Raw genomic sequence first — 23,474 nt, forward strand, 5'->3', positions numbered from 1 at the left:
TCCGGGAATAAGTCGATTGTTGAGGCGAAAAAGAGTACACTTAAAAAGAAGAAACTCAAGTGGGGTGAGCAAAGCATGGCAGAAGAAGAAGTATTATTGACGCAGGAAGGGTTCGACAAGCTCCAGGCGGAGCTCGACGACCTCAAATACGTGAAACGCAAAGAGCTGGCCGAGCGCATCAAGCTGGCGATCAGCTACGGCGACCTCAAGGAGAACAGCGAGTACCATTCGGCCAAGGACGACCAGGCTTTTATGGAAACGCGCATTATTATTCTGGAGAAAATGCTGAACAGCGCCCGCATCGCGGACGCCGCGCATACCGATTCGAGCACCATTCACGTGGGCTCCAACGTCGTGCTCAAAGACATCGAATTCGGCGACACGCTGGATTACCAGGTGGTCGGACCGGCCGAAGCGGACGTGGCAAACGGCAAGATCTCGTACGAAAGCCCGCTCGGCAAAGCCCTGATGGGCAAAGCCGTCGGCGACAAGATCAACGTGGACGCGCCGATGGGCACGATCTCGTACGAGCTGCTGGAGATCAAGGGACTGTAGGAATCAGGTTAAAGAATTGCATCGGAAAAAGAAGACGGCCCGGCCGCGCGTTTGCGCGGGGAGGCCGTCTTTTTTGGCGTGGAAAAAGGCGGGGCGGGCGGCTCTTCCGAGCTTCGGGGTAAGCCGCTCAGTCCGGCCCGCTGCGGGCTTCGGCGACTTTGAGAGCCAGCGACGCAAGCTGCCCGCGCTCGGCTTCCGTAAGCACCCCGGCCAGTTCGCCGATCCGGCGCTCGATCTCGCCGCCGATCTCGCGCGCGATCCGCCGTCCGTCCGGCGTCAGCCTGACGTTGAAGCCGCGCCGGTCTTCCGGCGAAGGAATGCGCTCGACCAGATGCCGGCGCTCGGCGCGGTCGATCAGGCCGGTGATGCTGGACTTGTCCAGCTCCAGGCGTTCGGCCAGCTGCTTCATGCTCGGCTCGCGGTCGCGCAGGATGCCGAGCAGACGAAGCTGGATCGGCGACAGATCGTACACGGCGCCCGAACGGCCCAGCACCGATTGGATCACGTACGACAGCTGGGCGAGGCTGTCTACGATCGAAGAGGTATTTTCAGGGACGGACGGTTGGGAAGCAGGGTTGAAAGTCTCGTTATTCATAAGCGTTCACTCCGGATTGTGTAATGGGTTTGGCGGGTTCTTTCGTCATTATAGCATAAAGTAGTTGACTTAGTACGTGGAACAAACTATATTGTTTGTGAGACAAACTAAAAATTTCGAGCTGCCTGGACACTTGAGCTTTGCACGAGCACGACGAAACGCAGGCGAAGTTCAACCGGCGACAGGGCATGAAGCTTCGCCGGCAGCGCCGAATAGACGTTAACCATCCAAGGAGGAATTATTGATGAATGCAGCCTTAGTCAGATCTTTCGGTTCGGTTCCGAAGTATGAAAGCTTTGAGGCGCCGCAGCCTTCGGGCGAACGCGAAGTGCGGGTCGACGTTCTGGCGTCGGCTCTGCACCTGCGCGTCCGCGGGCAGGCGGACGGTTCGCACTACACCAGCACCGGCGAGCTGCCGCTGATCCCGGGCGTCGACGGGGTCTGCCGTTTGCCGGACGGAAGAACGGCATACTTTGTTTCGCCCGATACGGCATACGGCGCGATGGCCGAGCAGACGGTCGTCGATCTGCGCCGCTGCGTGCCGCTGCCGGAAGGCGCCGATCCGGTGCATATCGCCGCGGCGATGAACCCGGCGATGTCCGCCTGGGTGGCGCTGCGCCGCCGCGTCGACTTTTCGCCCGGCGGGCAGGTGCTGGTGCTGGGCGCAACCGGCAGTTCGGGGCAGATGGCGGTCCGCATCGCCAAACTGTTCGGCGCAAGCCGGGTAATCGGCGCGGGCCGCGATCCGCAGCGCCTGCAGGAGCTGCTCGGCATGGGAGCGGACGAAGTCGTGTCGCTGTCCGGCGACCCGGCGGAAGTGTCCGCCCGCCTCGCCGAAGCGGCGTCCGAAGTCGATGTAGTCATCGACTATCTGTGGGGACACGTCGCGGAGCTTGCCATGCTGCCGCTGCTGAAGCGGCGCTCCGACCGCAGCCGGGCGCTGCACTGGATCGAGATCGGCTCGATGGCCGGCGCTTCGGCGTCGATCCCTTCCGCCGCGCTGCGCTCGGCCAACTTCCACCTGATCGGCAGCGGCCAGGGTTCGGTCACCGCCGCCGGCTACCTCGCCGAATTCCCCGCGCTGATCGAAGCGATCGCGAGCGGCAAGCTGTCCTTGAACACTCGGACCGTACCGCTGTCCGAGGTCGAAGCCGTCTGGCAGGAGCCGGCAGACGCTTCGCGGCGGGTTGTGTTTGTGCCTTGAAGCAGGCTGGATGGCCCGGCAGGTAAGCGCTTATAGAAATGCGAAGCAAAAAGCTCTTACACGGACGTTGCGTTCGGTAAGAGCTTTTTTTATCGTGGGGAAAAATGACTAAGGGATACCTGCGTTTCGGCTGCTGCGAGAACGGCCCGCTGCCGCATAAAGAGCTTGGACAGCCCGCAGGCTGGACGGTATAGTGGAAGATAGACAAATGAACGGATTACGGGAGGAACCATGTTTATTCAAATCATCGGAGTCGGCAAGTTGAAAGAAAAGTATCTGGTCCAGGGCATCGCGGAGTACAGCAAACGGCTGACGCCTTATGTGAAACTGCAAATCGTCGAAGTGCCGGACGAGAAAGCCCCGGACACCCTGAGCGATGCCGAAGTGAAGATCGTGAAGGATAAGGAAGGCGAGCGGATCTTGAGCCACATCAAGCCCGACGCTCATGTGATCGCGCTGGCGCTCGAGGGGAAGATGTGGAGCTCGGAAGATTTGGCGTCGGAGCTGGACCGGCTGGGCACGTACGGCAGCAGCCATGTCGTATTCGTGATCGGCGGCAGCCACGGGATCGGGGATGACGTGCTGAAGCGAGCGCAGCAGAAGCTGTGCTTCGGGAAGATGACTTTGCCGCATCAGCTGATGCGGCTGGTGTTGGTGGAGCAGGTGTATCGGGCTATTAAAATTAACAGGAACGAACCGTATCATAAGTAGGGCGAAATTTTGTGCTTCGCGTAGAGAAGTTATAGAAAGTGTAAAACATAGAAGATAGGCTCATTTAGTGTTGACTTTAATATCAACATACTATATCATGTATGTCAAAAGGATGATGACAATTGAACGAGTTTGGAGAAATGCTCAAAGAACTTCGTAAAGAGCATAAAATTAGTCAACGCAAACTCGCTGATATGATTGGCATTGATTTTACCTATATCAGCAAGATCGAGAGTGGCTCTATGGCTCCTCCTGCAGAAGATAAAATAATAAGGATAGCTGAAATTTTTAATGAAGACTCTGATCGTTTGTTGATAGCAGCTAATAAGATACCTAGTGAGCTTCAAAAAGTTATTACCGAGATCGAAGAGGTTCCACTGTTTCTTCGAAGTGCACCAAAGCTATCGCAAAACCAGTGGAGTCAGATTCAAAAGATTATTAATGAGCCCAGTGACGATAAGGAGTAGATGCAATGGCTAAGGTTCCTTATATCTCTTCAGAAGCCATGGAAGACATAGCATTAAATATACTTACTGCTTACGAATTTGATTTCAAAGATATGGTGTTTCCAAAACCTACTCCGATCGATGAAATCATTGAGTTTCATTATGATCTAGATTTCGCTTGGGAACCTATTGATCATTTTGATCCAGAAGGAAATGTGATGGCTGCTATTATCCCTAGCCAAAAACGAATCATCATGAATGAAAGTCAGAAAGAGTTTTTTGAAGAGAAGATAGGGACAATGAATTTCACCATGGCTCACGAGTTAGGTCACTGGGTGCTTCACGTAGATGATAAGGATAACTTGCAAACCGCATTGAGCTTAAAGGAGAAGCAAGAAGTTTTCTATTGCAGAAGCCACTCTTCACGTTCTCCAATTGAGCAACAAGCTGACATGTTCGCAGGAGCTATACTTATGCCGAAACCAGCGATAGAGAAGTTTATTGGTAACTTTAAAGCATCTGGAAATATAGAAATGGGACACCTCTATACGTTGGCGAGCTGCTTTAAAGTATCAATCAGTGCGCTCTGTGTAAGGTTAAATCGTCTAGGGCTGCTTTATATCCATGAGGGAAAGGTATACAACTCAAAAGATGAATACGATGGACAGATAGCTTTTGATTTTTGAGCTATCTCTCTTTTTAAATATATTGTAGAGTTGATTATCAACACAACAACGAAAGGAGGTGAGAATCTTGGCTAAAAACGGATCAAAAGGTAACGGACGAGTTGGTGCTGTTACAGGTAGAACTCAGTTCAAAGCACCTAACGGCAACTGGGTGAAGAGAGATACTTCGACAGGCAAATTCATGGATCAAAAGACGAGCAGCAGTAAACCATTTAAAGGTGTAACGAAAGAATAGCGGAAGGGAGGCGTTTTATCTTGGCAAGCAGACATGAAGTTTTGTGTGTGAACAAAAGAGATCGTTACAATCCACATGAGAAGATTATGAGTATTGGCGGTAAAAATCAAGACGGAACAAGATGGAAGGTTTCTCAGGAAAGAGCTATTACAGGTATTGAGAGCGGAGAGTGGAGCTTTTTCGTTAGTAAAGGGGGACATACAGTAAACGTAATTGTTGCTACTAGCCGTTATGGAAATAAGTATTTGAAAACAGAAACCGATGGAGAAAATCCGAACAACCTCCTTAGTTTGGCTGAGTGTCCACTTTAATTACTTCGCTGTTCAGAAAGGGAAATGGTTATCGTTTATAGTACAAGCAAAATACTTTTAACAAAGCGAACCCCTCCTGCTAAGTCATCAGCAGGAGGGGTTACGTTTAAAAAATACTTCTGTGCTTCTTCATTAAATGCTAATTCGATCCGATCCACTCTTTTCCTCTCATCCAGAGTGATCCGCTTCACAATCAAGTGAAGCAACGTTTTTCGCTGTACAAAAGGAGATCTTCTTAGTAGCTCCTCCAACCTTTCCATCAAGGAACGCACAAGTTCGTAAGGGACCGGCTCCGACTGCTCGCCTCGAACCGCCGCCTCCAGCTTCGACCTGCGCCTCAGCTCTACATCCAGCTCCTCATTCAGTTCTCTAAGCCGTTCACTGAACAGCGCCCGATCAATCTCATCCATCTCGTACAGCTCCAGGTACTTCCGTTTCTTCTCCTCCAGTTTCTCAATGCGAGACTTTACAGCTGTGAGTTCAACCAGCATCGGTTTGGACTGCTGAGTCCTTTGCTCGTTCACCCTCTGCACAACCGCCTTCAAAATCGAAGGGTTTTCGACGACGCTACGAATCCGATCAGTCACCGCCTGCTCTGCTGCCAGCTTGCGAACGCTGTTGGCGTGGCAGACAGAGCTTCCCTGGCTGCGGAAACGACTGCACGAGTAATACATACGAGTCACTTTGGTTCCGTCCTTCATCCTGTTGACCGTTCGGCTGGCGGTCATCGCTGCCCCGCATTCGGGGCAGCGGATGAGTCCGGTCAGCAGGTACTCGCCTTCAAAGCGTTTCTGAGGCATCTTCGATTTTTTTCGCTGAAGGAACTGGACTTTCTCCCACAGCTCTTCAGAAATGATCGCCGGATGCAGTCCTTCCGCAATGATCTCGTTGTCACTCTGGCCCCGACGACGCTTCTCGGACCAATTCTCATAGCGATTGTAGCGGATCTTTCCCACAAACATGGGATTGGTGACGATGTTCTTGATGGCGGTCGTAGAGAACGGCTTTTTTCGCTTTGTCCGATGGCCTTCCTGGTTCAGCTCGTTGGCAATTGATTTAAGCCCACGACCACTAGCGTACATTTCGAAGATGCGGCGCACGAGATTCGCTTCTTCCTCGACCACGACGACTTTCGTATCGCGGCCATACGGATTACCATGCTCATCGACTTTCTGAATCTTGTACCCGAGCGGAACCTGACCGTTATGCTTACCGGTCTTGGCACGCTGCTTGTGGCCCATCTTCACGTTCTCGACGATCGTATTGCGTTCAAGTTCACCGACGGCTCCCATCATCTGGAGGGCGAAGCGCCCCATCGGGGTTCCGGTCTCGAAGTTTTCCGAGAAGGAGCGGAATGCCACATTGTTTTTCTCCAATAGATCAACGATATGAAGCAGGTCGATGTTCTTGCGTGCCAAGCGGTTGAACTTCCAAACGATTACTTCGCTAAAGCGACGCTCTTTGGCATCTCGGAGCATTCGTTGAAGCTCGAATCGACCGTCCATGCTTTTACCACTGACTCCGCGATCCACGTATTCGTCAAAGATCACTTTGTCGTAGAGCTTGCAGTAGGTTCTAAGCGTATCGAGTTGTGCGTCGATCGAATAGCCGTGTTCGGCTTGTTCTTCGGTACTAACGCGGGCGTAGATGGCTACGCCGACTGTGTTTTCCATACAGATGACATTCCTTTCTCCGAAACGGCTGTAATATTGAGGTGAGCGATAGCTGCGGTTCCGTAGATGATAGAGTTTTCAATCTGGCGATCGGTAGGTACCACGATCTTCTCGATCATGGTTTTCAATAACCGCTTCTGCTGTTCAGGCTGAGATTGAAGAAACAAAGATTGGAACTGAGTTAGCGCCTTTTGTACTTCATCTGACTTAACAACGGTAAAATTGTTCGTTGAAGCGATCCGCTGCTCCAATTCAGTTTTTCGTAGGATAAGTGGTTCCGACGCCGTATCCAGCTTCCGCAATTTTTCTTGCAGTTCTTCTTTACTAAGGTAGTCATCTTCGAACATTTCGAAGCAACGCGACTTGCGCTGCCGCAGCATGTTTAGTTCCTTTTCCAAGTCCGATAATTCTCGAATAAGATCGGGGTGATTCTGTGAGTTTTTTTTGCCACAAATTGCTGTACTCAACTGGTTAAGGGCCGCCGTACTGGAAACGAGTTTTTCGATTTGTTTGGCTATCCAGTTTTCTATTTCATCTGCTGGAATATGATTTGGCCTGCACGCCTTTGAGCCTCGATTGTGGTGTCTTCCGCATACGTAGTAGTGTCTGACGATTAACTCGCCGCTTTGCCTTCGTCTTTTGGTGTGGATCGGAATCATTCCGCTGCCGCAGCTCGGACACTTGAGCAGGCCGGGCAGCAGGTACACTCTCTCGATCTTTTTCAAGGATGGCCTAGAGCGCTCTTTTAACTGATACTGAACGCGATCCCATAGGTCTTTGGAAATGATCGCCATGTGTTCTCCTGTTACGACGTATTCAGTTTGCTGATCTTTGGATTTCACCGGTTCCCGAGTTCTGTACTTGATCTTTCCCGCGTAGTTCACATTTCGTAAAATATTACGCACACCGTTTACACTGAAAAGTTTGCCTTTTTTCGTCCGAGCTCCGGATTTGTTGAGCCTATTCGTAATCGCTTTAAAGCCAAGGCCCGCAGCATACCATTCGAAAATTTGCTTTACAATCTCAGCTTCGTTAGGCACGATTTCTGCTTTAGAAATGCTCGAATCTTTGCGGTCACTTCCCCAGCGATAACCGAGCACGATATTACCGCAGTTCCATTTTCCCTGCTTGCTGCGCTGACGAAGGCCTAACTTTACGTTTTCTGCTGTTTGCTCGCGCTCGAACTGAGCAGCCGCTCCCCGCATTTGAAGAAGAAAAGTTCCAATCGGAGTGTCTGGCGGCATCTCCTCGGTTAAGCTGTGCATTCGGATGCCGAGAGATTGAAATAGTTCGGACATCTGGAGCAAGTCCGGCAGGTTCCGTGCCAGACGGTTCATTCTCAAGAAGATAACCTGCCCAAATTCCCCTTGTTTGGCGTGGTGAAGAAGCTGCTGAAGTGCGGGTCTTCCCGTAATTGACTTGCCGGAGATCCCTTCATCAGCGTAAAGTTTGTAGACGTGGATAGAGTGAAGCGCGCAGTAATGAAGAAGCTCCTCCCGCTGGGCTTCCAAACTAAATCCCTTGACCTGCTCTTCGGAAGATACACGGACGTAAAGCGCAGCAAAGGGCTTAACTTTCACAGGCTCATCCATCTAAGCAGCCTCGTCTTTAGCATTTTCGCTAGCAAGCGCTTCGCGATTGGCGGAGAGGTACTGACAAACCATATCGGAAAGAATGTCGATGAAAAGGGAAAACTCTGAGCTTGTAGTCTGTGTGTCCATAGTTCTTCGCCTCCTGAGTAAATAGTCATTTGTTTTACATCAAGCCTCGTTCTTTCATACTGGCAAAACGGTTTTCACCGAGTACGAGATGGTCGAGCAGTTCGATGCCCATCAGTGATCCGGCATCTCGAATCCTCTCGGTCAACTCGACGTCTTCGCGGCTCGGATCAGGCAAGCCAGAGGGATGGTTGTGACAAGCTATGATTGAAGCAGCGTTCGAGATGATAGCCAGCTTAAATGTTTCCCTTGGATGTACAAGAGAAGCATTCAGCGTTCCACGAGACACTTCATGTAAAGCGGTAGGCTGGTTTTTAGTGTCGAGTGTCATGATGCAGAACACTTCCCGATCGCAGTTACCGATGAACTGACGAAATAGCTCGGCGGCATCTGCTGGCCGGGTAATCTTGCGTTGTGGATAGAGAATAGAGGTACGTTCCCTAACCATTTGAAGACTGACAATTTGAACTCGTTTTGCAGGGCTAGGTTTAGGCTCTTTCATGATACCGCCACCTTTCCCTTACCGTTTTCTTCAGCCTCTGACTGTTTAAGACCATTCATGCAAACCTTTTTGAACATCCTTTTTCCTCCTCGCAAATAATGATGCCCTCTGTTACTCCAGGGGTACTAAATCATAATATCTGCTTGAAAGTTCATCTATTTCGGATGCGAGTTCCCAAAAAAGAAAAAAGGCAGGCTGCTTAGAGCATTCAAAATTTTCTGGCTAGAGCTTCTGTGTAAAGGGCACATGAAAGGGACGCTTTTTTTGACGGTGACTTTCCCAAATATCTTGTCTCTCAAGGACTTGTATATTTTTCGTGGCGCTGTGGCGGTTTAGGACTAAAACTTTTTTGGTAGTAAGCAGAGAAGAAGGAGTAAAAAAAGATTTTCTTTTCTCTTTTTCTTTTAATAACTGCCACAAGTGCCACAAAGTCAGAGGAATCCTTAAATATTTAAGGACGAGAGAGTGGCACTTTGGAAAAAGTTCGTCCCTAAAGTGCCTACATCTGTCCCTAACAAGGTAAAGTTGAATTAGGTAATGTTCTCAATGAGTCTTTTTCAGGACAAAGACTGTTCTTTACGACATCGAGTCGATGTCGTCAACTTCTTCTAAAGTGCGGTTGTAACGACCTTTGCTCAAGTTAGGCTTCAGCTTAATCCCACAGGAGTATCTTAGCCCCCCGCTTTTGATAGGTTCTGTAGGAATTTTCTTTCCTTTTAACGTTTCGCGAACGGCGCGGGCGAGTCTTTGATTGGATAGAGGATGAGAGATGCTATTTTCGTCGCACCAGTTTTTGTAGGCTCTTTCTAAATTTTTGTTAGACACACGATCCTCCATTGTACCTTTTTCTATCGTTTCTTCGACAAAAAGAGTAAGGGGATTAATCTCTTCTTCATAGGTTTTTAATATCTGATTCGATGCTTCAGGTTGTATAAATTTAAAATCCTTTTTCTGTAGAGTTCGTAGCCCTTCAAGCGCAAAATTAAAAATTCCGCATAGTTCCTTCTTCAGTTTTTTTGTTAAATGAACGTCCGCTTCGTTTGTATCAAAGGTCCGGTTGAAGGGGATGATGATAAGTCGGCGCATAAAAGCGTGGCTTTTGTCACGTGAGTTCGGCAGGTTGTTCATACCGAGTACAACTTTACAAAAGGGTCGATACATGAAGCCCTGTTTGTGCTTTGGTTCAGCACGAATGGCATCGCCCGATGTAATCGACTTAAGAAACTGAGTGTTGATTCCTTTAGAATCCGTCTCGTTTTCCGTAGAGAGTATCAATTGCTTGTCTACCAACTCAGAGCGAGAAAAAGAATTTTCAAGATCGCTAAGCGTTAACGCACATGTATTCGCCGGGCCGATGATTGTCTCTAATATATCTGCTAGAACGCTCTTCCCATTGGCTCCTTTCCCAAAAAGAATAAATGCTTTTTGGGCAATCACATCTGAGGTCAGACAGTATCCAAACATCTCTTGTACCAGCTGGATTCGTTCACTGTCATTTTCGAAGATTTGGTTTAAGAACCTCATGAACTGCGGACACTCTGCTTCTGCGTCGTATGCAAGGGGAATACGAACAGTAGAATAAAAGCTCTTGTCGTGTGGAACGAGTTTAAATGAGTCTAAGTCCAGCATACCGTTCTCGAGGTTGATGAATTGACGTTTTGTGTCGATCTGCTCGACTGAAGGTGTGTCAAGTGTAAGAGCCTGCATATATTGTTCTTCTACTCCTGAGGTCCAGAAATTAGGGACGTACTCATGTAGAATATTTCGTACGATTCGTCGTAGTGCATTTTCGGTGAGAAGCTTCCAGATTCCGTCCTTATACAGATAGAAGCGATCAGAATGTACATAAATCAAATCCAAACGCGCTTCGACTACATGCTTCGAAAAAATATTAGCATTCAGTTTCTTGGGTTGACCCGTGTTTGGATCAAAGCTGAATCCTACGGCTGTAAGGTTTGGTATAGATTTGTTTTGATGTGACGGATGTTGCGAAATTGCAACGAACTTTCCGGGGCTATTGGTGATCTCATCATTTTCGTTCCGTCGAATGCTTCTCCTATGACATTTGGAGATTTGCTGCTTGTTGCAACCGAACGTTGTACAACGTGTTGTTCCACGATTTTCTTCAGACTGAAGAGCGGCAATCCGCTCTTCGCTCCTCTCGTCATGCTTTTTTGAAGCCTTGGAAAATTCCAGAGCCGCCTCTGGATGTCCTGATTTCACAAGCAGCGAAGTCCATTGATGCCAGCGCTCTTCCCACAGCCCATCTTCCTGTTGATTAGCGAAGTCTTCATCAAAAACAGGGCATTGTTCTGACAGGTGTACAAGTGTGGGATTAAGTTTTTTTGAAGCAGCACTTCCAGATGGAGAATTTTGTTTCTCTAACATCCATGCTGGTGCTACTGCTGGTTTAGTCATTCTGGCGAATTGATCCATGTGTAGATTCCTCCGTTTTTGTGTATGGATGGGGGCAAAACTGTGCATGAGCCGTCTCCCAAAATTGCTAGTTCTGAATGGGTATGAGTAGAATCGGGGTCACGGTAGGTGAATTTTGGGCAAGCTGTATTTTGCGGAAGAGAGAAAACATATCGCATTCCTCCGCCGGGAGTAGTAAATTGCCAAGTTGCCGGAAGGTCGTTACCGGACAATTCTGTCAGCATGGATTGTCCGAATTCTCCATCGACATCAAGGGCTACAAGACCGGCTGACCTACCCAACACCAAACCGATATTGGCAGTAGGCCAACGTTTGAACCATTCTTTTACTTGTTGCTCAGAAGGTACTCCAGCATTCTGCCAGTTTTTAATAAGCGGTCGCTTGCCGGGAGATTTGCAGTGCAACACATGGGCTTCGGACATATGAGAATGATTATGTGAACATAGCGGAATAATCGGAAATAAGAGTTGCGTATATCGAAGGGCTTCTGTAAGCAAGTGTTAAGCCTCCTTTATAGTTTGTAGGCTGTATGTTTTAGCGTGAACTTTAAGTGATAATGCCTCCAGCCAAATCTTTAGTAGAGGGCTAGTGCATGAAAAGCCTCTACTAAAGATCATTTTAAAACTTTGAAGGTAGCAGATTTGGCTGGATTTTCGTTCTCTACAACGAACTTTTTCGAAAGCGTGCAAGAGCACGCTAAGAAAACGTGACGATGTGGAGGGCGAAAATTCAGATAAAGATGCGCTTCAAGTAGGTTTTAAAACGCGTCTCAAAAATAGCTTTCCAAATATCACTCCATGGTAGTCATCGTGAAGAACAGCTTTTCTAGTCGTAATTCTTCTTTTTCAAAAAATGCTGTCAATTTGGGGCCAAGATTATGCAGAATGTTCCTTACTATATCGTCAACCGTAAAAGTGTAAGGCCCTTCATTACATCTACAAGAAACGACTAAGGTATTTTCTGCTTCTGCTTTGCAGTCGATAAGTTCATACGTACGGGTGATCGTGTTGATTACAGAGACTGCGGACATATCTTCGACAAGTTTAATGCGCGCTTCGAAGAAAGGCAGGAATAAACAAGTTGAATCAGTAGGCACGAATGGTTCAGGAATACAAATGTCAAAACCAAGCGAATCAGGAAGCTGCTTATCGACGATGTCTTGAAGCAAAGCTCTTTTTCCCGTGAGAATGTAATCCATCACGCAAGGCTCTTCCTCGTTCTCAAGCCACTCCTGTGGTGAAGAATTTTGGGAGTCTTGATCTCCTACGATTTCTTTAAATTTTTTCGGTAGAAAATACTTTTCATAAAAGAAGCTTTCCCATCCCCGACTATCTTTGAGAGAGCGCAAATTCACGTCTTGTACCATCAGTTTTAACTCATTATCAAAGTAATAGATGATGTTTCTGCGTGTCTCTTCCTCCCGTTCTGTAATACTGTCTGTAAGCTTTACGGGGATAGGGGGTGTCCAGACAACATGTAACTCAAAGCCATTTCGGAAGATCTCCAAGCCTTCCCCGAATAATGGCGTTTCGAGCCGACCGTAGGCTCTGCTGATGAGATCCTCCTCCTGATCGGAGGAGAACAGCTGACCGTCGATGCCGTTGATTACCAAGGAGATGTTGCTCAAGTATCCTTCTTGAAGAAATTGATTATATTCAGTTGCCAACGTCTCATAGATGCTGAGATTGATCGGCGTCTCTGCCGTATCCAGGATTCCTACCGAAATACCCTCGGAGTCTTGTTTCTTCGAAGCGAGCGTCAAAATTAATTGCCAAAGATCGCGGTTCTTCAAGAATTGCGTGGTAAGAGAGTTGTTAGTCATGAGTAAAACCTCCATTTAGATAATTTGATGGTGATACGTCTGCCTGGTTAACGACTACTCGTTCGGAGCGTTTAGTTGCCAGCGCTTTTTGGTTTTCAAGGAACGAGTAGATTCTAGGAATCCTCAGACATCTAAAGATTGAGAATTCTTATAGAACGATCATAATTCAGGAGAACATCTAAAAATATTCCCAAAATCGAGCTTACTTTTGATTTTTAGGTACAAACGTACGTTCTGAATTTGCGTATAAAAAAAGACAGCCGGGTGGCTGCCTGCATTTTTGTATGAGTTACTGCTTATACAATTCTTTTTCGACAAATGCTCTTATATATTTGGAAGCTTCATTCATTGCTCTTTTAACCGTACTCTGGTAATGCTCGGCATATAGCGTTGTCCGATCAGCGGGAACTTTCTCGTTTATGTACTTAAAGTCTTCAATCAGTTTCATGACCAATTCTTTTTCTATTTCATGAGTAAGGAGGTTGCGTATATCTGAAGAGCTATAAAAAAGCTCAGCAACACTCATCTGATCTTCTGCGTTGCCTTCATAGTCAAGACGGTCAAAATCCTCTTTGATGTCCAAGATGTCTCTAGCGAAGTTCGAGATTTTTTTATAATCTTGATCTTTGAACGGCATACCTGCCTGGTAGATCGCCAGATGACGGATAAGAATTATGATTCCCGTTTTTTGACTCGCAGGTATTCTAAAAGTTGAAGTCGGCGAAGGACGGAATTCCTCCGGGTCTTTCCCTAAAAGCGTACAAACCTCTTTAAAGTTCTCCAACGTCTTTTCATATGCTCTTTTTTCACTTAAATCTGGGTAGATCTCTGAAGCAATGGATCGCAAGGAATAATAGTCTTTCTGCGAATCCTGCTCTTTTGATTTTGAGTATTGGGTACCTCGGTTATAGGGTTTATCGTCCATATTTGATCGCTCCTTTCATTCCAGTCAACCATAATAATTAATAAACTTCAATGGTATGAGATGTCAGAAAAATCAGAAAATCTTGTAGGCATATTAGTAATTTGAGAGTGAGAGCAAAAAAAGAAAGCTACCGCTTAATGCGATAGCTTTCTCCAAAACCTATTTATAATCAGCTAACCCTAAATAGTGCAAAGCAATCACATACTCGAACCCGAACGCAGCTTGCAGATCGCCTTTATTCTTTTCGCTTAATTTCGCATAATCCACTTTCGCATCGTAGAAACTCTTTAGCCTGTCTTTACCGCTATCGACCGCTTCATAGTATTTGTAAATGAAGTAGTACAAACTATTCTGCTTCTCCAACAGCTCCTTATCTACCGCGACGTAATCTTGCCAAATGCCGTCCTGTTCGCCTTCAGGCGTCGGCACGCGAGTCCAGATATAGTTGGCTACGCCACCATTGGAACGAGAAGTAGTTAGCGCAATCGGATTAATCAATTTACCGTTAACCATCCCATCATGAATAAAGCTGGTTGTATCCAGTCCTTTAGCGGCGGCGAGATACCAGAAGAAGGCGGTATAGTAGTTTGACTGCAAGTTGGCAATATTTTTACGATCAAGGAACGGAACTTTATCTTCTAAAGCAGCTTTGACATCACCGTCGCTCCCGATCATGAAGTCGGCAGCTCCAGCTTTGTTTTCCTTTTCTATGTTGGTAGCGAAGTCTTTAGAATAGGTACGTAAGGTTACATTTTTAAAAAGATTAAATTCATTCTCCTCATTCAAACGCTGCATGAAAAAGCCAACATCGTTTTGAGCATATCCGTCCTGAAAATTAAGCGGAGTTGAAAGAGCAACCGTAGGAACCGACTTGTCTTTAATTTGCTCACGATAATCTTCGTAATTATTAATGTAATGAGCAAACTCGCCTTTGGTCAGAGGGAGACGAGAAACGGGCCACTCCGGAACGATGCTGATCGGGTTGCCTTCTTGCAAGATACCATACACGGAAATGTCGTCTTTCAAGTATTTACTTTCGTTTTTGAAGGTCGAGTAGAAATGATCCGTTTTAAACTTTTCATTCTGGTTATTTTCGACGCCATCCCATTTTCCGTTATTTTCAATGGTTTTCATTTTATGCACGTAAGAAAAAGCGGATACATCAGTCTCGACTCCGAAAAGCTGTATCCCTGAAACGGGAAGATTAAGCTTTGTGCGCTCGGCTTGAAGGGTTTCATATACTTGTGGAGCAGTAGCGAGCGATCCGGTATCCAAAAGAATATTGTAGGTATGCTTGAACTTGTTGGTATACATTTTGATTGCTGCTAGATCAGCGTCTGTTACACGTTGGCTGTTGTAGACAAAATAATAAATGCCTTCCGTCTCTGCGGAATCAGCCAATCCTGTGACGATTGCAACGCGATGATTGCTGGAATCCCACTTCACTACAGCGCCGAGGCTCTCCGCAACGAATCGAGTCGGAACAAGAATTCTTCCGTCGATTTTCTTCGCAGGAACATCCAGCGTCAGAGTCTTTCCGTTTACCGTTGCAGTGATCTTGTTCAAACTCAGTACAACGGTGGTGGCATCTCGGGTGCCCGTGGCCATCTGAGTTTTGTTGTCCCACTTCACTTCTGCTCCCAGGTTTTCAAAAATAGAACGAAGCGGAACCAAAACTCTCCCTTCGACTTTTTGCGGCGGTGTATCGAGATAGATCGGGTTGCCGTCAATCGTGACAGTAATCTCCGAATTGGCCTGGCTAGCTGTAGCTACGCTGCCGGAAGACAGCAAGCAAAACGCCGCGATCATCAACAAAACTACCTTTAGGTACTTGTTTCTCATATATGGATTCCTCCTACCCTAAATATCTTTCATAATTGCTTAGATTTACTCTGCAAGTTGATTAAATAGAGTTTTGGCTTCTTCCTCACTAATGGTACGCATCACAAGGTGTGTTTCCAGTTCGAAAACCTGAATTTGCTGCGCCAGAAAATCCAATGCACTTGCAGCAAGTAGTAGGCAGGCCATTGCTTGTTTTTCCGTAACTTCTATTTTAGAAAGCTCACTGATCGTATTGCGCTTAATGGACAAAACTGGCTTCTTACGACGCATTTTTCCTTTTGCAAACGACCATTGCAACAGTGCAAGAAATCCGCCTTTTTCGTTGTAAAGCAAATTCATTCTCGTTTCAAAAACGGGTTCGATCTTTTCGGGAGTTTGGCGAAGCAGAACTTCTGCTGTATCGGAGATCAGGTGAAGGGCGAACGGTCGCTCCATGCCTTTGATTTTTTCAAGCGACATTTTGGCGACACAACCCAGAAATACATCTGCTCTAATGGAGTGATCGCTGATAGGAAGTTCATCTAAAAGCTGTAAGCTCATCTTTATTCCTCTTTTCGTTAATTATTCGATTGGTTCAATAGGCTCGTCTTCGCGGCTTTTGCTACTGCGCTTACCGATTGCAATCAGGACGAGCAGAACGATAACTCCTCCAATTAACCAGCCGTAGTGATTGGCTACAAATGAGAACAGCCAAGTCACAATCGCTGCCGCCACCAACATACAGCAGAGGAAAACAAAGAAGAATCCTTTGATTCCGAAGTAAGTAACGCGGAATATTTTGTTGACGATGATGAATAGTGCAATAGCAATGACGAACATAGCGATGGTTTGAGCGGTATCCAAGTTAAATCCACCTTTCTGATTTTGAGACAAGCTACTAGGGTAGCTCACTGTTTATAACGAAGAAATTTTTAATGCCAATTAGCAGTAGATATTGTTTGTTGTATGAATAGAGCGGGATAGCAAATGTGCTTTTAAAACGATAGAACTTTTACGTATTAATAGATAGTAATTTTAGAAGCAATAACACCTCACTTTAGCTTTTTAAAAAGTGATTTGTATTAGTAGATACAGTTAAAATGAATTTATGTACCTTTTAATACGATAATATCACAGGAATAGTATTCCTGGTAGTTGGTTCTTAACTATCACGCTCTCTACGCTTAACATGAGGTGATTAACTCATGGTCCACAAAGCAAAGAGCGATCAAGAATCCGCCGAACTGTTTGTAAAACTGCTAGGTGAAAAGGTGCGAGAGCTTCGTGTCGAAAAGGGATTGTCTCAGGAAAAGCTGGGCGAACTTGCGGAGCTGAATTCGAATTACATCGGACAGATCGAGCGTGGAGAGAAAAGCATTTCCGTGTTCACGTTAAAGAAAATCGCGAATGGTTTATCCCTTTCGCTGGAAGAGGTATATCGAAGAATAGATCCCGCCAGTCATACCGATGCGCTGGAAGAAGTCGTAGCATTAATGTTGACGAGACCCGAACGAGAACATAAGAAGATTTTGGCGCTTTTAAAAGCTGCGTTTGAGTGGAAAGAGGACTCGAATTGATGTGATTGCGAAGCATTAAGCCTGCGTAAGATTTCAAGCCTTGATGTATTTAGAATTTACTTTAACAACGGTATCCAGGTGCTTCTTGTAAAAATTCATATCCCGCGTCGATTGGTTGGCTTGATGTGTGAATTCGTCTGCTATCGCCGGATTATCGAATACGAAGTAATCCCGCTCTTTTTGTTTTCCGAACATGGCGATAAAAGCATAGTTGTAGCTGCCTGAATTGCACACTCCTCCTGTTCCCAAAGGAATCAGCTTCAAAACTTCGCTTATCGTAAGTGGGGCAGACGATTTTTCTTGAAGATCCAGCGCCAACAAAAGGCAAGCGAATAGCCGATCAGCGTTTGCTTTTTCGGTGATTGAATCGAGCTTAAAGTTGTGGCTGGTGGTACTGTCCCAATCAAGAGCCGTAATGAGCGGTTCCGGCAAAGGATGATGCTTCTCAGCAACCTTCTCCAACACATCGCGATAGCCGTAAGCGAACAAGAATCGACTAAACGTTTCCGATGAACGTTCTTCCCAGTAAGATTCGACTTTCGGTAAAAGCTGTCGGTAAAACTCGGTGTACTGTTTAAGAGCAGTTTGAACGTCTTCAAAGTTGGAAAAATCGCCCGCCAGATCTGCTTCTTGAAGCAGATCATTCATGCCTTTTAAACGTTTGGAATCGACCAGTTCTACTTGATCGGAACATAGTAAGTGGGCGAGAAACGCAACGGTGTTGAAGGCGGGCTGCTCTTGTCCGAGTAAGTCTGCCCAATAGGAGATAATAGATGAATAGTCCATCGTTGACTCTGTTTCTTCTAAGAACGCCTTCCATTTACTGATGATTTGCAAATGCAATCTTCTATAGGGATAAGGAATGCCCTGTTGCTGCCACTTGCCACAAGACCACGATAGTGCTGCTTTCAGTGTAAGGGCGTCTACTTCGGCTGGCTTGCTGAACTGTGTTTTCCATGCTGTTAAAGGTTCGGTCGGGTACTTGGCAAAAGGGAAACGGGTGAGGTGCATCTCGTGACTGTTTTTGATAAGTGTCGCGAGAGCTTTCTTTTTAGAATCGGTCAGTTGTAAAGACATCAGTGATTGGCTCCTTTTATAAAAAGTAAGAGCGACTCGTATTTGAGATACGGGTCGCTTTTTTTGTAGGTTTGAATGTACTTGGTATGGCGTTTAGGAAGAATTGTTACAGTGAGGCAACGACGTTATTTGAGAAATGGATCTTCGTATTGAATATAGAAAGGAGCAGCAAGCTCACTGACCCAATGGATCGCCGAAGCGATGTCTCCACCTTGGAAGATGGGAGTGTCGTTGAACGCTTCGTCTTCCCAGAGTAATTCGGCCTGTTCGCGTTCCCGGTTCACCCGGAAGCAGTAAGTGTTGCCGTCGGTGTATTCGTTTGGTCCGTCGATCAGGTTGTTGGTGCGGAGAACGAGGCGGACCAGGTGAGTGGGCGGGAGCGGAGACTGGGAGAATGGATCATTGTCGAAGGGAAGATTGTGGGCGTAAGCGGGGAGGAGAGCAGTTGGTGTGTCGGGTGTAAAGGGGCGGGCCGACACTAGCATGAGCCAGATGTTGTCGCCCCCGTTTTCGGGGCCGAGGTCGGTTTCGTCCTGCTCGAAGAGTTCTTTTAGACTCTTCAGGATGAGGTCGTTGTCGGTGGGCGCTAGGCCGGCTTTTTGGCGCAACCACTTCTCGACCGTTTCGTCGTGGGAGTCGGCTAGCGTGAAGAAGGTTGTTGTGTAGGAGTCGTTGTAGGCGACTCCTATCTTGTAGGCTGTGCCGGTCTGATTCGGGAGCTCAATTGTGTGGACGTACTCTGGTGTGCAACCAAGCAGTCCGCCGTCTTCGCGGCTGAGGCCAACGAAGGAGAGGTCATGGAGGTTGTCGCCGGGTTCGAGGATGATGATCGGGCCGTAGTGGTCGAGAGTGAAGAGAGCATCGTCTTCGGTGCTGTGAATGGAGTGGAGGCGATCAAAATGGGCTTGAATTTGAGGGAGCAAGGTGGGGAAAGTGCAGGTAGAGCGGATGGTAGCGATGTCTTGTCGGTTTTGGATAACTCTCATTTGTAACTCCTCCTAAAAATAAAATAAGCCACTTTATGAAGTGGCTCTACAGTTATAATATTTGGTTGTTTTCTAGGTTGTTTCATTTAAGCTTCTTGATTAGTTCTTTTAATGTACAAACTAAATCAATAGAGGTTAAATATAAAATTGGTTTTAGGAAAGCAAGTTTTAGGGTGGGAATCTATGTTGGTAACTATTATAATAGTACTACATACACATATGAGGTGAGAGATACATGGGATTAAAAGTGTTTATAGGTAGTTCTGGAGAAGCGAAGAAGGCTTTGAATGAAGTAGCTTTATGGGTAGAAAACGCTGGACATACTCCTCAAAGATGGACTGATAATGAGCGGTTTCTCCCTGGAAACTATATTTTTGATGAATTGATTGATATTTCGAAAAGCGTTGATGCAGCTATCCTCATTTTCAATGAAGATGATGTCATTAATACTACACAAGGAACAGTTGCACAAGCCCGAGATAATGTTTTAATTGAATATGGACTGTTTGCAGCGAGACTTGGAGTGCAGAAGACGATTATTTGCCGCCAAGGAAGTTCTAAAATTGCTTCTGATCTACAAGGTATTATTTATTGTGATTTAAGCAAAAGTATAGCAGCAGAACAGAAAATTTCTAACTGGTTAAATAAGATTACTTCTAATTCGGTTAGTAAAGTAGAAACGACATTTTTTAGTAACACTGATAAGAGAAAAACAACTTTGTATAGACAATATCTTGGGAAAGATAAATCAAGTTGGAAAGAGAATGTTTTAAAAGCTCTACCAACTACAGACAAAGCTACGTTTATGTGGCCAGGCGGATATTTTCCTTTTAGTAAACTTCCAAAGGACCAGTGGCCGAAAGTTGGAGACGAATTTGTTGTAGGGTTTCGAGGTGATGAGTACCTTTTGTCAGGAACTACTTCTTTTGCGGGACATAAAGAATTAAAAAGTATTATTGAAGAGGATAGAAGAGTTACTAATAGAGTATGTTGTGGATTTGAAAATTACAAGGAACTGATAGATTTTGTGAAAAACAGCAATCAAGTAGGGAGTATAACTATTCACAATATAAAAAAGATCCCAAGCAAATGGTTCGAAGACTCTTATAAAGAAGTAGAAGCTAAAAATATACCTTCAACTTCTAACCTGCTTATTTATAAAAAAATAGACGAGAAGTAATCTCGCCTACCAAGTAAATAATAGTTTGTCATCTACATTTTCATTATCCATAATTGCTCCAGCTCTTTGTAACCTGTTTACCATAGAGATTCCACAGTTTACAGAAGCGCTTCTTTCAAACAAGCCTTCTGGTACAACCACCCCAATATCTTCTTGCTTAGACCTTTTTGTACCGTTGATGGAAAGCATTACTTTAGCTCCGCGTTGCTTACAGTCATATATAGCGTTCCAAAGAGCATCTATTTTAAATCCTTGAGCACCGTAGAGAATAGTCTGACTATGCGTGTAAGGAGGATCACAGTAAACTAGATCTCCTTGTTTTGCACGCGCCATGGTCTCTGAGAAGTCACAGTTTTGAAAAGTAGCTTCCTTAAGAAGGCCATTCCAAAACATAACTCTTTCTTCAAATGATTCTGGTGATATTGGGTTGTGAGGACCTACTGGGGTACTCATGTGTCCGTCTCTTTTTCTGAATCTTATGATTCCTGAGTAACATGTTCTAGAAAGGACTGCAAAGTCAAGAGGGCTTCTTGAGTTATTGAATTTGTCTAGAATTTTTTTGTAATTTCCTGACTTATCGTCTGCATAGTGTTCAATATTGGATCTGTAATAGTCAATAAGAGTTCGAGGATTATTTTTAACATAGTTAAAAACGCCAATTAGTTCTGGTAGGATATCACTACCGTAAAAATGTGAAACTTTAGGAGCAAACAAATCATCTTTTGGAGCATGAGCTAGAGTTGCAAGAATAGCTCCGCTACCTAGAAAAGGTTCATAATAAACGTCAATTTCTTTAGGCATATATGAAACGATTTCTTCAGCAAATCGTTGCTTGTTACCTACCCACTTCAGAAGCTGGGGTACTTTTGTCTTTACAGGCATGTACAGTTTCTCCTTTGATAAAGCTATTGATTTTCTTATTTTAACATAAAGAAAGTGTAGGTGTTACAGTGAAACCCAATGCGAAATTTTTGAATCAACCACTTCCTTTCTGGGGAATTGTTCGACTTCTCTCTGAGCAAATGGGATATTCGAAAAAGGGTGAAGTAATTTACTTCTCTAAGAGTCTTATCAGAAGCAAACTTAATGAGTTGTATTTATTTGTAGATGAAGAAACTATACATTTGGTCCAAGAGTACATTGAATATAGAGCGATGACTCTAAATAATGTGGTGAAAAAGCAATTATTGGATGTTGAGGTTGCAAGAAGTGGTTTCTATACGCTTAAAAAGAAGTTTTACGATGAGTACAATTTCACGTGTTCTCTGCCTTACAATAAACAAAAGGAAGAGAAGAAAGACTACGCATATTTTACTGGCATGATTAACATCTTGACGGAACTAGCTATGAGAAAATATTCTCACAAACATGGCCTAAATTACGGTAAAGATGATGATATTTCTTTTAACGATGATCCGAGAAATTTAACTTACGTAGTTGATGGCAATAATCGATTGATAACAACGTTCTCTAGAAGATTTGATGGCGCTTTTCCGAGTACTAGAAACCCATCTGCTATTTGGGAAATTAAAGAGTATTACTATACAACTACTTTTGGTAGTCGTATTGCAGATGGTGTATTCGAAACTCAATTAGATGGCTTTGAGATAACAGAGTTGGAGGATTATGGACACTATGTCAAACATGTATACTTAATTGATGCGTATAACACTTGGTGGAACATGGGTAAGTCCTATCTTTGTAGAATAATTGATATGCTGCATCGGGGCCAAGTTTCTGAGGTGATATTTGGCAAAGAAATATTCGAAAGATGGGAAGAGTTCATAACTGAGTTGCTTGTCCAACATTTCGCAGATCCTACCGAAGACCGGCCAGCAGAGGTAGTTATAGATGAAACTTAATAGCTTGGAATGCTACAAAATCGAATGGAGATAATTCCTAACGAAGACTTTTTAAATAAAGTAACAAACGGGAGGACACCTTTTTTTGGTGTTCTCTCGTTTTCGCTCTATGACTGATACGGTGAACCTTATCATAAGTGAAACAAGCTAATAAGAATAAAGTTTTAAGCTTAATGAATTGTACCCGCTCTTACTTCAGAAGCTTGAAATACAATGTTATAGCCGGGAGCGTGCAAAGTTATTTACTTTGTTATGGCTTCAATATAGCTATGAGAAAATAGTTGACACTCTAATAGGTAGTGCTATAATAAAAAATAAAAAAAGTTAATAAAACATTAATTTTTAAAATAAATCCAAAAACTTCACTGATTACTATTTGGGGATGGGGTTAAAGGGATGATTGAATTTAAACCGCCTTTCGCCGGTACTGCTGAAGAAATAGATTGGATTAAACAAACTTCTGATTGTTATTTCATTATCGACGAGAACGGGGAAGTTTTGTATTGGAGCGCTGAATTGGGCAAACTGCTTGATATTCCTGCTCTACAGACGGTTGGAAAAACTTGTCGTTCTCTTGATCTTTTCAGCGATTGCAGCGGGAAAAGCCTTTGTAAGAACTGTAAAGTTCTGAGTGCCGCCAAATATATGAAAAATTGTAACGGATCACGCACCGTGTTTTTTAAAAGCGATTCGGTCTCGCTTCCTTTGCAAAAGTATATGCGAGCCAGCAGCTATGACAAACGGTTAATCTGGATTACTCTTGAACAAATTTCCGCTTTTCCTTTTATCAAAAAATTAACTTCTCAAGAAATCAAAGTACTCGCCCTGTTATCCAAGGGCTATACGGCGCAGCACATTGCTATAGAGTTACATATCGCTTACACTACAGTGCGGACTCATATCCGCAATCTTTTAAGTAAACTCGAAGTTCATAATCAAAAGGAAGCCGTTGCGCTCTTTTTCGCCGAATTTCTCAAGTAAGCAACGGAGGATTTGACGTTAAAAGCCGCGCGATAAACGTGGTGCATTTAACAGATGCGCTTTTTTGCAGTATATCAAGAAAATTTCGATTTTTGGAGCTGACCTCATTGTGAGATGAGGTCTTTTTGCGTGGAGAAATCTGCTGAAATACAACCTTGTTTTCTAACATTT

26 protein-coding genes are annotated in these 23,474 nt (G+C 45.0%); 11 read left to right on the forward strand and 15 right to left on the reverse strand.

The window, feature by feature from the left end; translation table 11 throughout:
* The first annotated feature begins 75 nt into the window (after positions 1-75).
* Positions 76-555 (forward strand): transcription elongation factor GreA, encoded by a 480-nt coding sequence (gene greA, locus QWJ34_RS07935; protein ID WP_302726760.1) that lies wholly within the window; start codon positions 76-78, stop codon positions 553-555.
* Positions 556-682: 127 nt separating this feature from the next.
* Here the strand turns inward: greA and QWJ34_RS07940 are convergent, their stop codons facing one another.
* Positions 683-1,150, reverse strand: a complete 468-nt coding sequence (locus QWJ34_RS07940) for a MarR family winged helix-turn-helix transcriptional regulator (protein ID WP_302726761.1) — start codon at positions 1,148-1,150, stop codon at positions 683-685.
* Positions 1,151-1,394: 244 nt separating this feature from the next.
* Between QWJ34_RS07940 and QWJ34_RS07945 the strand changes: the two genes are divergently transcribed.
* The 6 genes from QWJ34_RS07945 to QWJ34_RS07970 all read left to right on the forward strand — a co-directional run bounded on the left by QWJ34_RS07945 (position 1,395) and on the right by QWJ34_RS07970 (position 4,743).
* Positions 1,395-2,354, forward strand: a complete 960-nt coding sequence (locus QWJ34_RS07945) for a quinone oxidoreductase family protein (protein WP_302726762.1) — start codon at positions 1,395-1,397, stop codon at positions 2,352-2,354.
* Positions 2,355-2,585: 231 nt separating this feature from the next.
* Positions 2,586-3,065: a 23S rRNA (pseudouridine(1915)-N(3))-methyltransferase RlmH gene (gene rlmH, locus QWJ34_RS07950; protein WP_302726764.1), complete on the forward strand. Its 480-nt coding sequence runs from the start codon at positions 2,586-2,588 to the stop codon at positions 3,063-3,065.
* 122 nt (positions 3,066-3,187) lie between these two features.
* The gene (locus QWJ34_RS07955) at positions 3,188-3,532 is read left to right on the forward strand and encodes a helix-turn-helix domain-containing protein (protein ID WP_302726765.1); all 345 of its coding nucleotides are present in this window, start codon (positions 3,188-3,190) and stop codon (positions 3,530-3,532) included.
* Positions 3,533-3,537: 5 nt separating this feature from the next.
* A complete protein-coding gene (locus QWJ34_RS07960) occupies positions 3,538-4,197 on the forward strand; it encodes an ImmA/IrrE family metallo-endopeptidase (RefSeq protein ID WP_302726766.1) in 660 nt (219 codons plus the stop codon).
* 67 nt (positions 4,198-4,264) lie between these two features.
* Positions 4,265-4,432 (forward strand): hypothetical protein, encoded by a 168-nt coding sequence (locus QWJ34_RS07965; RefSeq protein WP_302726767.1) that lies wholly within the window; start codon positions 4,265-4,267, stop codon positions 4,430-4,432.
* Positions 4,433-4,452: 20 nt separating this feature from the next.
* Entirely contained in the window at positions 4,453-4,743 is a 291-nt protein-coding gene (locus tag QWJ34_RS07970; protein ID WP_302726769.1) for a DUF3892 domain-containing protein, read from the forward strand.
* A gap of 35 nt (positions 4,744-4,778) precedes the next feature.
* Here QWJ34_RS07970 and QWJ34_RS07975 read toward each other — a convergent pair whose 3' ends face one another.
* From QWJ34_RS07975 to QWJ34_RS08025, 11 genes are all read right to left on the reverse strand, one after another.
* Positions 4,779-6,416 carry a recombinase family protein gene (locus tag QWJ34_RS07975; protein WP_302726771.1) on the reverse strand — a complete coding sequence of 546 codons (1,638 nt, stop codon included), beginning with the start codon at positions 6,414-6,416 and terminating at the stop codon, positions 4,779-4,781.
* Positions 6,395-8,008, reverse strand: coding sequence for a recombinase family protein (locus QWJ34_RS07980; RefSeq protein ID WP_302726772.1), 1,614 nt, complete (start codon positions 8,006-8,008; stop codon positions 6,395-6,397). Before QWJ34_RS07980 ends, QWJ34_RS07975 begins: the two co-directional genes overlap by 22 nt.
* The gene (locus QWJ34_RS07985; RefSeq protein WP_302726773.1) at positions 8,009-8,137 is read right to left on the reverse strand and encodes a hypothetical protein; all 129 of its coding nucleotides are present in this window, start codon (positions 8,135-8,137) and stop codon (positions 8,009-8,011) included. It lies immediately after the preceding gene.
* 34 nt (positions 8,138-8,171) lie between these two features.
* Positions 8,172-8,636: a JAB domain-containing protein gene (locus tag QWJ34_RS07990; protein WP_302726774.1), complete on the reverse strand. Its 465-nt coding sequence runs from the start codon at positions 8,634-8,636 to the stop codon at positions 8,172-8,174.
* Between the two features lie 576 nt (positions 8,637-9,212).
* Positions 9,213-11,072: a DNA primase family protein gene (locus QWJ34_RS07995; RefSeq protein ID WP_302726775.1), complete on the reverse strand. Its 1,860-nt coding sequence runs from the start codon at positions 11,070-11,072 to the stop codon at positions 9,213-9,215.
* A complete protein-coding gene (locus tag QWJ34_RS08000) occupies positions 11,051-11,569 on the reverse strand; it encodes a bifunctional DNA primase/polymerase (protein ID WP_302726776.1) in 519 nt (172 codons plus the stop codon). Before QWJ34_RS08000 ends, QWJ34_RS07995 begins: the two co-directional genes overlap by 22 nt.
* A 293-nt stretch (positions 11,570-11,862) precedes the next feature.
* Positions 11,863-12,894: a hypothetical protein gene (locus QWJ34_RS08005; protein WP_302726777.1), complete on the reverse strand. Its 1,032-nt coding sequence runs from the start codon at positions 12,892-12,894 to the stop codon at positions 11,863-11,865.
* Between the two features lie 289 nt (positions 12,895-13,183).
* A complete protein-coding gene (locus tag QWJ34_RS08010) occupies positions 13,184-13,819 on the reverse strand; it encodes a hypothetical protein (protein WP_302726778.1) in 636 nt (211 codons plus the stop codon).
* Positions 13,820-13,978: 159 nt separating this feature from the next.
* Positions 13,979-15,661: a copper amine oxidase N-terminal domain-containing protein gene (locus QWJ34_RS08015; RefSeq protein ID WP_302726780.1), complete on the reverse strand. Its 1,683-nt coding sequence runs from the start codon at positions 15,659-15,661 to the stop codon at positions 13,979-13,981.
* Positions 15,662-15,706: 45 nt separating this feature from the next.
* Positions 15,707-16,201, reverse strand: a complete 495-nt coding sequence (locus tag QWJ34_RS08020; protein ID WP_302726781.1) for a hypothetical protein — start codon at positions 16,199-16,201, stop codon at positions 15,707-15,709.
* A 21-nt stretch (positions 16,202-16,222) separates the two neighbouring features.
* On the reverse strand, positions 16,223-16,504 hold the full coding sequence (locus QWJ34_RS08025) for a hypothetical protein (protein WP_302726782.1): 282 nt from the start codon (positions 16,502-16,504) through the stop codon (positions 16,223-16,225).
* A gap of 341 nt (positions 16,505-16,845) precedes the next feature.
* Here QWJ34_RS08025 and QWJ34_RS08030 point away from each other — a divergent pair, with 341 nt between their 5' ends.
* Positions 16,846-17,217, forward strand: a complete 372-nt coding sequence (locus QWJ34_RS08030; RefSeq protein WP_302726784.1) for a helix-turn-helix domain-containing protein — start codon at positions 16,846-16,848, stop codon at positions 17,215-17,217.
* A gap of 33 nt (positions 17,218-17,250) precedes the next feature.
* On the opposite strand, the gene QWJ34_RS08035 is transcribed toward QWJ34_RS08030, so the two are convergent.
* Together QWJ34_RS08035 and QWJ34_RS08040 are read right to left on the reverse strand one after the other, a co-directional pair.
* Positions 17,251-18,294, reverse strand: coding sequence for a hypothetical protein (locus QWJ34_RS08035; RefSeq protein ID WP_302726785.1), 1,044 nt, complete (start codon positions 18,292-18,294; stop codon positions 17,251-17,253).
* A 125-nt stretch (positions 18,295-18,419) separates the two neighbouring features.
* Positions 18,420-19,280, reverse strand: coding sequence for a hypothetical protein (locus QWJ34_RS08040; protein WP_302726786.1), 861 nt, complete (start codon positions 19,278-19,280; stop codon positions 18,420-18,422).
* Positions 19,281-19,515: 235 nt separating this feature from the next.
* On the opposite strand from QWJ34_RS08040, the gene QWJ34_RS08045 reads away from it, so the two are divergent.
* Entirely contained in the window at positions 19,516-20,460 is a 945-nt protein-coding gene (locus QWJ34_RS08045; protein WP_302726788.1) for a nucleotide-binding protein, read from the forward strand.
* 6 nt (positions 20,461-20,466) lie between these two features.
* Here QWJ34_RS08045 and QWJ34_RS08050 read toward each other — a convergent pair whose 3' ends face one another.
* Positions 20,467-21,342, reverse strand: a complete 876-nt coding sequence (locus tag QWJ34_RS08050) for a DNA adenine methylase (RefSeq protein WP_302726789.1) — start codon at positions 21,340-21,342, stop codon at positions 20,467-20,469.
* A gap of 68 nt (positions 21,343-21,410) precedes the next feature.
* On the opposite strand from QWJ34_RS08050, the gene QWJ34_RS08055 reads away from it, so the two are divergent.
* Together QWJ34_RS08055 and QWJ34_RS08060 are read left to right on the forward strand one after the other, a co-directional pair.
* Positions 21,411-22,322, forward strand: coding sequence for a DUF7687 domain-containing protein (locus QWJ34_RS08055; RefSeq protein WP_302726790.1), 912 nt, complete (start codon positions 21,411-21,413; stop codon positions 22,320-22,322).
* A gap of 396 nt (positions 22,323-22,718) precedes the next feature.
* On the forward strand, positions 22,719-23,303 hold the full coding sequence (locus tag QWJ34_RS08060; RefSeq protein ID WP_302726791.1) for a helix-turn-helix transcriptional regulator: 585 nt from the start codon (positions 22,719-22,721) through the stop codon (positions 23,301-23,303).
* The last annotated feature ends 171 nt before the right edge of the window (positions 23,304-23,474 follow it).

Source organism: Saccharibacillus sp. CPCC 101409, from assembly GCF_030518235.1.
Taxonomy (GTDB): domain Bacteria; phylum Bacillota; class Bacilli; order Paenibacillales; family Paenibacillaceae; genus Saccharibacillus.

Excerpts from the sequence above, each read along its gene's own strand:
- QWJ34_RS07975 (WP_302726771.1), bottom strand. The coding sequence starts at position 6,416 with ATGGAAAACACAGTCGGCGTAGCCATCTACGCCCGCGTTAGTACCGAA.
- greA (WP_302726760.1), top strand. The coding sequence starts at position 76 with ATGGCAGAAGAAGAAGTATTATTGACGCAGGAAGGGTTCGACAAGCTC.
- QWJ34_RS07960 (WP_302726766.1), top strand. The coding sequence starts at position 3,538 with ATGGCTAAGGTTCCTTATATCTCTTCAGAAGCCATGGAAGACATAGCA.
- QWJ34_RS07980 (WP_302726772.1), bottom strand. The coding sequence starts at position 8,008 with ATGGATGAGCCTGTGAAAGTTAAGCCCTTTGCTGCGCTTTACGTCCGT.
- rlmH (WP_302726764.1), top strand. The coding sequence starts at position 2,586 with ATGTTTATTCAAATCATCGGAGTCGGCAAGTTGAAAGAAAAGTATCTG.
- QWJ34_RS08010 (WP_302726778.1), bottom strand. The coding sequence starts at position 13,819 with ATGGACGATAAACCCTATAACCGAGGTACCCAATACTCAAAATCAAAA.
- QWJ34_RS08040 (WP_302726786.1), bottom strand. The coding sequence starts at position 19,280 with ATGAGAGTTATCCAAAACCGACAAGACATCGCTACCATCCGCTCTACC.
- QWJ34_RS08045 (WP_302726788.1), top strand. The coding sequence starts at position 19,516 with ATGGGATTAAAAGTGTTTATAGGTAGTTCTGGAGAAGCGAAGAAGGCT.
- QWJ34_RS07985 (WP_302726773.1), bottom strand. The coding sequence starts at position 8,137 with ATGGACACACAGACTACAAGCTCAGAGTTTTCCCTTTTCATCGACATT.
- QWJ34_RS08020 (WP_302726781.1), bottom strand. The coding sequence starts at position 16,201 with ATGAGCTTACAGCTTTTAGATGAACTTCCTATCAGCGATCACTCCATT.
- QWJ34_RS08060 (WP_302726791.1), top strand. The coding sequence starts at position 22,719 with ATGATTGAATTTAAACCGCCTTTCGCCGGTACTGCTGAAGAAATAGAT.
- QWJ34_RS07990 (WP_302726774.1), bottom strand. The coding sequence starts at position 8,636 with ATGAAAGAGCCTAAACCTAGCCCTGCAAAACGAGTTCAAATTGTCAGT.
- QWJ34_RS08015 (WP_302726780.1), bottom strand. The coding sequence starts at position 15,661 with ATGAGAAACAAGTACCTAAAGGTAGTTTTGTTGATGATCGCGGCGTTT.
- QWJ34_RS08030 (WP_302726784.1), top strand. The coding sequence starts at position 16,846 with ATGGTCCACAAAGCAAAGAGCGATCAAGAATCCGCCGAACTGTTTGTA.
- QWJ34_RS08005 (WP_302726777.1), bottom strand. The coding sequence starts at position 12,894 with ATGACTAACAACTCTCTTACCACGCAATTCTTGAAGAACCGCGATCTT.
- QWJ34_RS07940 (WP_302726761.1), bottom strand. The coding sequence starts at position 1,150 with ATGAATAACGAGACTTTCAACCCTGCTTCCCAACCGTCCGTCCCTGAA.
- QWJ34_RS07945 (WP_302726762.1), top strand. The coding sequence starts at position 1,395 with ATGAATGCAGCCTTAGTCAGATCTTTCGGTTCGGTTCCGAAGTATGAA.
- QWJ34_RS08050 (WP_302726789.1), bottom strand. The coding sequence starts at position 21,342 with ATGCCTGTAAAGACAAAAGTACCCCAGCTTCTGAAGTGGGTAGGTAAC.
- QWJ34_RS08035 (WP_302726785.1), bottom strand. The coding sequence starts at position 18,294 with ATGTCTTTACAACTGACCGATTCTAAAAAGAAAGCTCTCGCGACACTT.
- QWJ34_RS07995 (WP_302726775.1), bottom strand. The coding sequence starts at position 11,072 with ATGGATCAATTCGCCAGAATGACTAAACCAGCAGTAGCACCAGCATGG.